The organism is Lacticigenium naphthae DSM 19658 (genome assembly GCF_000425865.1).
Taxonomy (GTDB): domain Bacteria; phylum Bacillota; class Bacilli; order Lactobacillales; family Carnobacteriaceae_A; genus Lacticigenium; species Lacticigenium naphthae.
Map to the genome: position 1 here is coordinate 507,355 of NZ_AUEG01000001.1, position 12,674 is coordinate 520,028.

The 12,674-nt window shown below is 38.9% G+C and carries 8 protein-coding genes and 1 pseudogene; all 9 read right to left on the reverse strand.

The genetic code is table 11. From position 1 onward, the window contains the following. Positions 1-5: 5 nt before the first annotated feature. Positions 6-1,163, reverse strand: coding sequence for a CamS family sex pheromone protein (locus H626_RS0102525; protein ID WP_051237716.1), 1,158 nt, complete (start codon positions 1,161-1,163; stop codon positions 6-8). Positions 1,164-1,168: 5 nt separating this feature from the next. Beyond that, the gene (ligA, locus tag H626_RS0102530; RefSeq protein ID WP_027107936.1) at positions 1,169-3,193 is read right to left on the reverse strand and encodes an NAD-dependent DNA ligase LigA; all 2,025 of its coding nucleotides are present in this window, start codon (positions 3,191-3,193) and stop codon (positions 1,169-1,171) included. Between the two features lie 12 nt (positions 3,194-3,205). After that, entirely contained in the window at positions 3,206-5,446 is a 2,241-nt protein-coding gene (pcrA, locus tag H626_RS0102535) for a DNA helicase PcrA (RefSeq protein ID WP_027107937.1), read from the reverse strand. Between the two features lie 69 nt (positions 5,447-5,515). Then, positions 5,516-6,157, reverse strand: a complete 642-nt coding sequence (locus H626_RS0102540) for a GntR family transcriptional regulator (RefSeq protein ID WP_027107938.1) — start codon at positions 6,155-6,157, stop codon at positions 5,516-5,518. Positions 6,158-6,232: 75 nt separating this feature from the next. Then, on the reverse strand, positions 6,233-7,147 hold the full coding sequence (locus H626_RS0102545; RefSeq protein WP_027107939.1) for a DMT family transporter: 915 nt from the start codon (positions 7,145-7,147) through the stop codon (positions 6,233-6,235). A gap of 26 nt (positions 7,148-7,173) precedes the next feature. After that, on the reverse strand, positions 7,174-8,295 hold the full coding sequence (locus tag H626_RS0102550) for an ATP-grasp domain-containing protein (RefSeq protein WP_027107940.1): 1,122 nt from the start codon (positions 8,293-8,295) through the stop codon (positions 7,174-7,176). 181 nt (positions 8,296-8,476) lie between these two features. After that, positions 8,477-9,004, reverse strand: a pseudogene (locus tag H626_RS10455) (DUF2179 domain-containing protein); the annotation flags it as partial. 158 nt (positions 9,005-9,162) lie between these two features. Next, entirely contained in the window at positions 9,163-10,527 is a 1,365-nt protein-coding gene (locus tag H626_RS0102560) for a hemolysin family protein (RefSeq protein ID WP_027107941.1), read from the reverse strand. 115 nt (positions 10,528-10,642) lie between these two features. Further along, on the reverse strand, positions 10,643-12,670 hold the full coding sequence (gene pbp4 / locus H626_RS0102565; RefSeq protein ID WP_051237718.1) for a penicillin-binding protein PBP4(5): 2,028 nt from the start codon (positions 12,668-12,670) through the stop codon (positions 10,643-10,645). Positions 12,671-12,674 lie beyond the last annotated feature (4 nt).

Genomic DNA, 12,674 nt, shown 5'->3' on the forward strand with positions numbered 1-12,674 from the left:
ATTACTTAATATAAAATGTGACCTTCAAATGAATTTCCTCCTGCTTCACGGTACAAAACAGCTTCGGTACCTAACATTGAATCGATGGTTATTTCAATTGGAATATTAGGTGGTAAATACGTGTCTGCCATTTCATTGACAAATTGGGTGAACGCAATCATTTCACCTTGACTATAAAATTGAGTAGTGATTCCTATTTTCAAATGCATCATCACATCATCAGTATAAGAAGCTATGCCGGTTACCCCACTAAGATTCGGGAAAAATGTTTCGACTTCTGATTTGAAATTAGCAAAACTATTCCCTTCATTGCTTTCTGAACCTTCTAATGGAAATACCTTACGATCGTGATTTAAATTCTTCCAATTCGAAATAGTTTTTTCGCCGTTTTGACTCATTCCTTGCTGGAAGTAGACTCCACCTGCAATATCATCTCTGGTCGATTGTTCATAAAACCCGATGACAATGGGAATTGTTGAAAGCCCGTCCATTTCTCGAAGCTGCCTGACAATTTCATTACCCATTGCTTGTCCTTGGGAGATAAGTGTCTCTCTGTCTATTTTCGTTTCAAGAACAGGTCCTCCAATTTCCGTCCGATAGTAATCCACACTATTGAGTGCTAATCCAATAGTCATCCCGCTCAATTGATACCCTTCTGTAGTTTGCTGGTAAAAATTGTGTTCCAAAATACTTTGCAAATAAATTGGATTTCGCTCATCTGGTTTTTCACTTTCATCCGCAATTGGATTTAGTCCCTGAATTTCTCCTTCTTCTAACTCAGGATTTTCTCTACTCAACCAAGCTGTGACAACATTAGAATCAATATATTGCCCTTCTTGGAAGTAATGAGTTTCTGTATCAAATTCTTCCCGGGCTAAATCAAATAATCCTGATTCAAAATACTTTAAATTAACAGTAGAATGAAGATTTTGTGTAATGCCTCTTGACTGGCTGGGTTGATAAGTCCCATCTGTTAGCAGAGGTCTATAGTAATCATTCCTTAATTGCGTTTGAATGGCTTCGGTTTGCTGACTAACTGTTCCTTCTTCTGTTGGAGATTGGGACCCATCTGCAGTTTGATCGTCCTCCACAACTTCTGGACTACATCCCGCTACTAAAAGTGCCATTCCTCCAAGCAACAAAACTTGTTTGATTATTTTCACGTAGACTAACCCTTTCTGTCTAATTCATCCAGTAATTCTTCCTCATTCATAATATGAATAGCCAATTCTTGTGCTTTTTTCATTTTGCTTCCCGCATCTTCTCCTGCGATGAGTATATCTGTTTTTGTTGATACACTGCCAGTTACTTTTGCTCCAAGTAAAATCAGTCTTTCTTTTAATTCCGGTCGGCTGAAGTGTTCCAGTTTTCCTGTTAATACAATTGTTTTTCCATTAAAAAATGTATCTTCAGCTTTTTCTTCTGAAAACTTGGGTCCTGTGTATGCCATATTCAAATTGTATGCTTGCAGTTTACGTATCAATTGTTGAGCCTCTTCTAATTCAAAAAAGGCAAGGATGCTTTCAGCAATCGTATCTCCTAGTCCTTCAATTGCAATGAGTTCTTCTTTGGATGCCGTTTGTAGATTTTCCATAGTTTCAAATCGTTCTGCAAGTATACGAGCAGCTTTTGAACCAACATGTCGAATTCCTAAACCAAATAACAGTCGCTCTAATGATTGCTTCTTGCTATCTTCCACTGCTTCTACCAATTTAGCAGCTGATTTTTCTGCTATTTTATCTAATTGCATTAATTGTTCTTTCGTCAAGCCGTATATATCTGCGACATCTTGTACTAATTCTTTTTCATATACTTGAAGAGCTAATTTCTCTCCAAACCCATCAATGTTCATTGCATTTCGCGAAACAAAATGAACTAATTTTTCAGCTGCTTGAGCCGGACATTTTGGATTCATACATCTCAACGCTACTTCGTCTTCTAAATGGACAAGTTCACTATTGCACGCCGGACAATGTGTAGGAATAGGATACGGGCTACTTTCAGCTGGTCTTTCTGAAAAATCTACTCGAATAACTTCTGGTATGATATCTCCAGCTTTATGAATAAAGACTTTATCGTTTAAGCGGATATCTTTTTCTTTAATCAAATCTACATTGTGTAAGCTAGCACGCTGTACCGTCGTTCCTGCTAAATGAACGGGGTCCATGACCGCTGTCGGTGTGACAGTCCCCGTTCGCCCTACAGACCATTCAATCCCACGTATGGTCGTTTTTGCCTCTTCTGCGGGGAATTTATATGCAATTGCCCATCTAGGCGCTTTTACTGTGTAACCTATTTCATCTTGTACGGATAGCTCGTCTACTTTTATGACAACTCCGTCGATTTCATAGGCTAAATCATTTCTTTTTTCTTGAATCTCTTTAATAAAATCCCAGACTTCTTCAATCGATTGGAATATTTTCTTCTCAGGATTAGTTTTCAATCCTAACTGTTCCATTCGATTCAACGCCTCGCTCTGTGCATCAATGGTTTCTCCTTCGATTACAGGTAATGAATACAGAAAAATATTTAAATTTCTTTGAGCTGTTATCTTAGGATCCAGGTTCCTAAGTGTTCCAGCAGCAGCATTTCGTGGATTGGCAAAGACTGCCTCCCCACTTTCATCTCGTTCTTCATTTAGTTTCTTGAATGATGCTTTAGGCATATATATTTCTCCTCGAGCTTCCAAGTTTACTGGTTCTTGAAGCTTAAGAGGCACAGCTTTGATCGCACGCACATTTGGAGTCACATTTTCACCAGTTGTACCGTCCCCTCGAGTAGCTGCTTGAATATATTTCCCGTTTTCATAACGTAAAGATATAGCTAATCCATCAATTTTCAATTCACATATATAATGAAAAGAATGATTCGTCAGTCGCTTGATTCGCTCATCAAATGCTTTTAACTCATCCAAACTAAAGGCGTTATCTAAACTCAACATCTGTTGATCATGAGTCACTTTCTCAAAACCAGCTAATGCCGGCCCTCCTACCCGTTGAGTAGGAGAATCAGATTGCACTAATCTCGGGTAGGTTTCTTCTAATCCAACTAATTCTTGGTATAGAGTATCGTATTCCGAGTCTGAAATTGTCGGGTTATCTAGCACATAATACTGATAACTGTATTCATTCAACTGATCAGTTAATTCTTCTACCCGTTGTTTTGCTTCTTCAAAACTAATTGATTCGGCCATAACTTTACTCCTTTACTTCGCTTCTTTTTCAATGGGTGCAAAGGCGGCTAGCAACCTCTTGATACCGATATCTGGGAAGGCTACATCTACTTGTAAGTCTTCTTTATCGCCTGTCACTTTTACGACGGTCCCTTTTCCCCATTTTTTATGAATTGCTTTATCTCCGACGTTCCATCCAACTTTTTCAGCTCCAATGGCTCCCGTCGGTGTATAGGTTGTGCTAACAGCACGATCAGCTGCATACTTGTTGTTTTTGGAAAACGGCATTCCCCGATCTAAAGTCCCGACCGGTTGCCCTTTGTCCATCTCAATATTTTCTCCTTTGATTTCTTCAACAAAGCGAGAAGGACGATTGGCTTGCATTTTTCCATATAATACTCTAGAAAATGCATTTGTCAAATATAATTTCCTTTCAGCTCGTGTAATTCCTACATATGCAAGCCGTCTTTCTTCCTCAAGTTCATTTTCATCCATTGCTGCGCGGGAAAGAGGAAAGATCCCCTCTTCCATTCCCACTAAAAATACTATTGGGAATTCTAATCCTTTTGCAGCATGCAACGTCATCATGGTTACTTCACTTTTCTCTTCTTCAACAGTACCAATATCAGATAATAATGCTAAATCGGTTAAGAAATTGATCAGTGTGTTTTCTTCTTCACTCTGTTCTCTCTCATCGTCGAACTGTTTCGTTACTGTTAAGAGTTCTTCAATATTTTCCAATCTCGAATCTGCTTCTAGTGTTTTTTCCGCTTTCAAAGCATCTATATATCCTGAACGCTTAAGCACTTCTTCTGTCAATTCTGTCACAGATAGATATTCCGTCATCTCACGAAAATCTCTCAGCATAAATGCAAAACTTTCTAAAGAGCGGGCTGCTTTTCCTCCAATAGGTGTGACAGCCACATTAATGGCTGCTTCATATAGAGAACCGCCCATGAGTTCAGCTGAATCTGTTAATTTAATCAACGTTCCTGGACCGATCCCTCTTTTTGGAACATTTACAACACGATTGAAGCTTAAATTGTCAGCAGGGTTAACAATCAGCGATAAATAAGCTAATATGTCTTTTATTTCTTTCCGGTCGTAGAATTTATGCCCCCCTATCATACGGTAAGGGATCGAGGATTTGACAAACGTTTCTTCAACAATTCGTGATTGTGCATTTGTGCGATATAATACAGCAAAATCATTGAAGCTTAAGGAAGGATCGTTTCCCATCTCTTCCTTAATTTTCGAGACCACAAACCGACTTTCATCATTCTCAGATTGTGCACGATAATAAGTGATTTTTTCGCCTTCTGTATTCTCAGTCCATAAGGCTTTCTTTTTCCGATTGGTATTTCGTTGGATCACATCATTGGCAGCACTTAGTATTTTTTGAGTTGAACGATAATTTTGTTCTAAGAAAACGACTTTCGCTTCTGCATAATCTTTCTCAAAATTCAAGATATTTTCCATATCGGCTCCGCGCCAACCATAAATACTTTGATCTGCGTCACCAACGACACACAGATTTTTAAACCGCGCAGCTAAATATTGAACTAGCTGATATTGGGCGTGATTTGTATCTTGGTATTCATCCACATGAATATATTGAAATTTATGCTGATAGTACTGTAAGGTTTCTGGACTCTCTTTGAATAACCGTACTGTTAGCATGATCAAATCGTCGAAATCAACGGCCTCACTTCTCCGCAACTCCTTTTGGTACTCGTCGTAACAATCCGCAACAATTCGTTGAAAAAACGAGCTCGCTTCTTTACGATAATCTTCTTCCGTCTTCAACTCATTTTTTGCCTGACTGATTTCTCCCAAAATTGCTTTCGGATTGTATTTTTTTGGATCGATATTTAGTTTTTTTAGAATTCTTTTCATTAACGTCCGTTGTTCACCAGGGTCACTAATAGTAAATGCACGATTATACCCTATTTGATCTGCATCTCTTCGTAAAATGCGAACACACATAGAGTGAAAAGTAGATACCCAAACATCTCGACCCCCATTTTCTACTAGCTGAGCGACGCGTTCTTTCATTTCATTTGCAGCTTTATTTGTAAATGTGATGGCCAAGATATTCCACGGATTTACTGCTTTTTCTTTTATTAAATAAGCAATCCGATGAGTCAACACACGGGTTTTCCCACTTCCTGCACCAGCCATTATTAAGAGCGGTCCTTCTGTATGCAAGACCGCCTCTTTTTGTTTTGGATTCATTCCCTTGACGATCGTGTTCTGTTGTCCCACTTCTTTCATCCTTTCTCGATTTCTCACATCTTTTAATTATACCGAAAAGAAGCGCGGCTTTCCACATTTCTCTTTGTCTTAACCTTGAATCACATTCAAATTTAATTGATTGAGAAGGATTCGGATTTCTCTCCGTGCGTAAGGATAGTTTTGTTCTTGTATATACAAGACTAACTGTTTTAGGTGTTTGGTTTTTTGAGAGCGACTCTGTTGCATATCTTCAAAAACGCCACTCTTTTCTGATGTGATTTCCCGAAGCGTTTTGAGTATGAGTAGTTTATTGTATTCATTATCTGCTAACGAAAGAAACGTATACCAAAAGTGAAACTCTTCTTCCTCAAAGAAGGCATTCTCTCCTTTTTCTAAAGCTTCCAAATCCTGCACTTGTTTTTTCAAAATTGACCATTCCATCGTTGATTCATTGACTTGTAATTTATGCAAGTAATGGGTCAACATTAATTCAAGAAAACCGAGTCGCTCTTGAAATTCATGCACGCTCAAACTTTTTTCTAATACGACTGCTCCTTTATAAGGAATCATTTCCACCATATTTTCTGCAGCTAATTTATGCAAGGCTTTTCGCACAGGTGTACGGCTCATATTCAAATAAGAGGCAATTTCTTCCTCTCGTAAGTGGGTATCTTGGGCCCAACGCTGCCCTTCGATCTTTTCACGAATAAACTGATAAGCTTTTGACTCTAATCTCCTACTCTTCGACAAACTGTTCTTCCCCCAATTTCCATAAAAAAAACAGCAAAAGAGTGCCATCCCTCTTACCGCTTATTTTTAATATATCTATACTTCATTCTTTTTTTGATTATGCAAAATTTTTTTCTGAATGAATATGTTCTCACTTATCATCGTACTTGCTAAAATACAAGCTCCTCCAAACATTTGAAGAAGGGATAAGTGCTCACCCAAAACGAGAAACGCTAAGCCTACCGCAGCCAATGGGTCGATATAGCTTAACACAGCCACTGTTTGTGCTTTTAATTCTTTCAAAGCCGAGAAATATAAAGCATAGGCTACTCCTGTATGAATGACTCCTACACTTACTAGCAGAAGGACTTCCACCATGGTTAGTCCACTTAGATTTACGAACCATTCGTTCCCACTACCCAATACGAAAGGAAGTAACACGATGGCTGATAATCCTAATTGACTAACTGTTCGGCTAGTATTGTCAATATCTTTCAAAAATTTATTTGCCAACATCACCATTGTATAAAATAAAGCCGCCAACAAGCCATAACCAATTCCCAGTGTGTCTTCTGAAAAACCACCCCACTGAATGTTCCCATTGGATAACAGGAATACGCCGAATAATGCGAGTGCGGTAGCTATTCTATTGTACTTTGATACGGATTCTTTTAAAAACACTGGGGCCAAAAGCGCTACCCAAATTGGTGCTGTATAGTAACTAAGTGTAGCGGCAGCAATGGTCGTGGTTTGAAACGCCTTGAAGAGGAATACCCAATTCAATCCTAAAGCTGTCCCAGAAACGAGCAAAGGCATTCTATTAGCCTTTATCTGTTGAAAGGAAAAACTTTGTTTTCTTACGAGTGAATAGATCCCAATAAAAAGTGCGCCTATAAAGGCACGGTAAAAAGCAATGTCTAAAGAAGACAACGGAATGTAACGGACAAACAAACCGATCGATCCAAAAATGAGCATAGTACTGATCGCTTTCATTTTGGCTTGTTTCTCCATTTGTTCCACTCCCATTTTTCTCGTTTCTATTCTTTCCATAAATCCATGTCAGCTATAATTTTCAGCGTTTCTTCCACTTTAGAAGTTTGAATTGCAAAATGTCCTGTCCATGCACCTGTATTTTCTTTGTCTGGATAAAATTGAATAAACCAATTTGGATTCTTTTGGAGGCGGATGAGTACTTTTCCTTGTTGCTTCTTCGTAAACGGTACAAGAAGCGTCTGACCCTTCAACTCTATCTTGGGAAGGGGCCAGCCACATAAAGCGCGCACTTGCATTTCATATTGAGAAATATTTGTTGTGTGCAGAGAATATGCAGCTGCCATATGAGGAAATGCCAGCACTTCATTGACGTAAATGGTTCCTGTCGAAGCTACAAATACTTCTACTCCAAAAACTCCTCTAAAGGTCAACCCTTCGCCGACTCGTTTAATAACTGCCTGCATTTCTCTTTCCATTTCTTCTTCGATTCTTGCCGGAGTAATTGTTTGGGAAAGTTTCCCATCTCTATGAAAGGTCTCTGTAACAGGATAAAAGTGAATTGTCCCTCCAGAATCTTTGACTGCTGTGAGTGTACATTCTCTTTCAGCAGGTATCCAGGCCTCTAAAACACAGGTCCCCTTATTAAGTAATTTCCGAGCTTTTCCAATATCCTCTTCTCCATATAAAACTTGCGAGTCAAAATCAAATGGTGCTTGCTGGTTTCTTTTTAAAATACAAGGATAACCGATACCTTCGATAGCTTCAGCTATATCTTCAATAGTTACTATTGTAGCAAAAGGTGCTATATTGATACTCTGATTTTCGAGATAAGATTTTTGAAGCATACGGTCTTGGGCTACAGAAAGAAGCTCATCTCCTTGAGGTACAGATACTGTTCGCATCATCTGTACTAAAATATCGGTACTCATTTGTTCGTCTTCGTAAAAGACAACGTCACTTTTATACGCTAATTCAATCAATTTTGCCTCATCGTCCAAATCACTTTCTATCATCCAATCACTTATAGAAGCTATTGGACAATTTGGATCAGGATCGATCGATCCAATGCGGTAGCCTAATCGTTTTGCTGCGAGTGCAGTCAAATAGGCTTGATTCCCGCCTCCGATCATACCAATCGTTCTTCCTGGTTCAATCCAATTTGTCATGATTCTCCCTCGTTTCTTTAACTGGACCTTCCTTTTCTGATGATTGCGCTCCGTACTGACTTGCTTCCTCTTGGTATTTTTTGGTATCGTCCGCCTCTTGTTGAACTCTATTTTTTTCACTTTCTTTCAAAGATTGCTCTACTTCGGATGAAAGTTTCTTTTTCTTTTCACCTAAATTCAGATGGTTTTTACGCACACGCTTTGTCCAGAAACCGCCACTGATATATTTCGGTTCATATGAAATGACAAATGCTTTGGGTTCAATTACACTTATCTCTTTGTATAGTTTTCGTTCATTCGATCGCGGAGTGAGGATCTCTAAGACATAACGATTCCCTTCTTTTCCATATGCATGACTAGTGGTGACTCCATATCCTCTATTTCTCAACTCTTCAGATACATTCACATTCTCTTCTGGCACGATAGCCGTCACCATGATGTGACCCAAAGCCAGTCGGTCTTCTATTTTCATTCCTGTATAAATTCCGACTCCGTAACCTAAAGCGTAGGCTACTATATTCCATACATTATCCAATCTGTCTAATACTAATCCCAGTCCGATTACATATATAGTCACTTCAATCATAGCAATAATGGGGGCAACCGATTGATACCCTTTCATCGTTAACATCATCCGGATAGTACTGAGGGTAACGTACACAACATTGATCATAAAAATCAATAACAATAATGGCCAATCCAAAGACAAACTTATTCCTCCTAATATAATATGATTTGAGTGAAATTGAGAATAAAAGGAAACACACAAAATTGAGCAAGGCCCAAAATTGTGTGTTTCAATTATTCAGGCACTACTTCTTTCACTCAATTTCTTTCAATTTAAACTGAATGCCATTTTATTATTCTTCAAGACTTCTTCTTTTCTTCTCCATTAGCACTTTCTTGTTCAGTTTGATTCTCTTCATCTGATTTTTCAACGAATATATTGAGGATCCGTGTTCCTTCTATTGCGTTTACCTGCAATAAATAGTTGTCTATTTTGATAAACACATCTTCGTTTTCTTGAGGAATATTTCCATATTCGGTTATAAAGAATCCTGCAATCGTATCGACATCTTCAGAATAGATTTTTGTACCAAAGAAATCATTGAATTTATCTATCGGAGTCGACCCTTCCACCAAATAACGGTTCTCTTCCAATTGTTCGATCAAGTTACTTGTTTCATCGTATTCATCATCAATTTCTCCAACGATTTCTTCTAATAGATCCTCGAGAGTGACGATTCCAACAACTCCACCATATTCATCATTTAATATAGCCATTTGATTTCTGGTTCGTTTCAGTTCGTACAGTAAATCATCGATATAAATCGTTTCAGGAACAAACAAAGCTTCATTCATGACATCTTTCAAGTCGATGTCGTGCAAGAATTTTTCTTTGGATGCTTTCAAAAGGTTTTTAACATGCACGATCCCTAAGATATTATCTTTATCTTCGAAATAAACGGGTACTCTTGAATATTGGATATCCAATAATTTATCAATATTTTCTTCATTTCCATCATCATAGTCGAGCATATAGGTGTCAGTCCTCGGTACCATGACCTCGCGGGCAATTTTATTATCCAAGGAAAGAACTCCTTTTAACATAGAAAATTCTTCAATATCGATCACTTCATGCTGTCTGCTTTGCTCTATATAAGCACGAAATTCATCTCGTGTCATCGTTTCCTCTTTTGCTTCAAAATCGATTGGTGTTATTTTTTTAAGAATGTCCACAGAACCGGACAATAACCAAATAAAGGGTTTAGCTATCCTTTGGACAAATAAAATCATCCCACCAGTAGCTAGAGCGACTTTTTCCGGCATTTGTAAGGCAATGGCTTTAGGGAAGAGTTCCCCAAACACTAAAGTAACATAAGAAATAATGATCGTAATCGACACAACAGATAATGTATATGCCCCGGTAATTCCGCCAAATAATGGCTCGATCCGCGAAGCTACACTAGTAGCTGCGGCAGCACTGTTTAAGAACCCAGCTAATGTGATCGCTACTTGGATAGTAGATAAGAAGTCATCAGCTTCATCCAATAAATGCATGACTCTGCGTGCTTTCTTATTTCCTTCCGTTGCCATCTGTTCAACTTTTCTTTGGTTCAATGCAACAAAAGCCATTTCAGCTGCTGCAAACAATGCGTTGATAAGTGTCAATATGATGATGAGAATAATTTGCCCAGTCAAGGGCGACGTACTCCCAGGGTCTGCGTTCATTTATTTACCTACTCCTTTTTCTATTTCCATTCAAATTTTATTTTATTTTCTTTTACATTTTATCACAAACAACCAAAAATAGCAGTTTTTCTTGTTTTCTACAAAGCTGTTTATTTTAATTCTTATTATCTAGTTCGACCAATGAATCTTTAAACAATTCGGCCACTTCACCGCCAGAATAACCTTCTACAAATCCAACAAACATAAAGTCTGCTTCCTCGGCATCAAATACGGTGACGAATCCATTAATGGCATTCTCATCCATTTCAGCATCAAAGTATTCTCCCGTACCCGTTTTGGCCGCAAAGTTTCTATTTAATCCATCGAGAGTTTTCGCCGTTCCATTGTCGGAGGTAATGACTTTTTTCAAGGCTTCTTTCACCCATTCAGCAGCTTCACTAGAAACAACTTGTTTGGATTCAGATTCCTCTGATCCTTGCAACAATTTCGGGTACACTAGTTTGCCCTTATTCCCAATAGAACTATAAAAGACAGCTTGGTGAATCGGACTCATTAATAGCTCTCCCTGGCCATATGCTGTATTGACCAATAACAATTCGGTATCCAAACTGCCTGAATTTGACAGCTGAGCTGCTTCCATGGATAGAGGCAAATCAACTGTTTCTTTGAATGGGTAACGTTGTAGTCCTTCTGACAGTGTTTCTGCTCCCATTTCGATCGCTTGTTTGGCAAAATAGATGTTATCCGAATAAATTAAAGCATCTTCTAAATTTACTTGAGTAGGTGTTGCATTGACCCGCGCAACTGCATAATCTCCCCAAGTTTCATCTTTTGTCCACTGGCTTCCTTCAATGGTCAGCGCCTCTTTTGGGTCGATCGTCTGACTGTCCAGTCCGATTGCAGCTGTTACCATTTTAAATGTTGAAGCTGGTGCATAGAGTGAGGTAAATCGATTGAGGAAAGGTTGTCCTTCATCTTCTAGATATTCAGTGTATTCATCTTGTGTCAGTCCACGCATCATTTTTGTCGGATCGTAAGCCGGTGAACTGGTCAGAACCATTAATTCTCCCGTCTGGGGATGGCTGACAACAGCTGCTCCTCTTTCCCCTTCTAATTGTTGATACGCTAATCTCTGTTTCTCTGCATCGATTGTGAGTGCAATTGTTTCTCCATTTTCAACTTCGCGAGAAATCAAAGTATTTTTGACTTCGCCTTCTTCATCAAGGATAACGATAGAGCCACCTTCTTGACTGGACAAACGATCATTTAATTGAAATTCTAAACCAGATTTCCCAATTTGATCTGTTTCAGTCAAAGACGGATTTTTTTCGATATCTTCAGCAGTCACATTCCCTATGTATCCAATCAGATGGGCTCCTGCCTCTTGCAGTGGATACACACGGGTCGTGGTTTCTTGATATATAATGCCATTTAACTCGGGTGTGTTTCCTTCCTCTACAATAGTAACAGGCACAAAACTATCGTCAGTGACCCAACTTTGTTCGAGAAGTCTTTCCAATTCTTCCCTGTCAACAAGAAGTTCTTCACTGATAGTCGCCAAGGCCTCTCCTTTTTCATCGCCTGTTCCCAGTTGCCCCGGATAAAGACCTGCTTGATAAGCGTTCCCCTCTCCTGCCAGCAAATTTCCATTGCGATCGAGAAGTTCTCCTCTTTTTCCTTTTTCTTTGTTCAATCGAACAGTGTCTCCTGTTTTCATTTCCGGAAACAACAAATTCGGATTCCAATTTATGAAATAGCCTTCTTCTTGTTCGATCAACTGGCTCTCAAAGGTAACCCCTTCTATTTCCCCTAGAGCCGTTTCAAAGGTGGCTTTGTACTGGAAAGTCAAGGGGAGGTTTTCCCCAGTTAGTTCGATATCTTCATCGATCCTGATTTCAGATACCCCAATACCGTCATAAATCGTGGATATTCTTTCACTGACTGCCTCGGGGGTTGTTTCGTTTCCCTGAAGGGAATCCTCAGAAAAAAACTGGCCCAGCTCATCATATTTACGCTCTTCCAATACCGAAACGAAATGGGCAATTCTTTCTTTTTGTTCTTGTTCTTTACGTGATTCGCTCCACTGGAAAAACAAAAAGACAATGAGTAGGAGGAGCAAGATCACTCCTGCGACTTTTACAAAAACATTGGTTTGCTTTTTATTTCTATTTTTTTTGACCACTTCA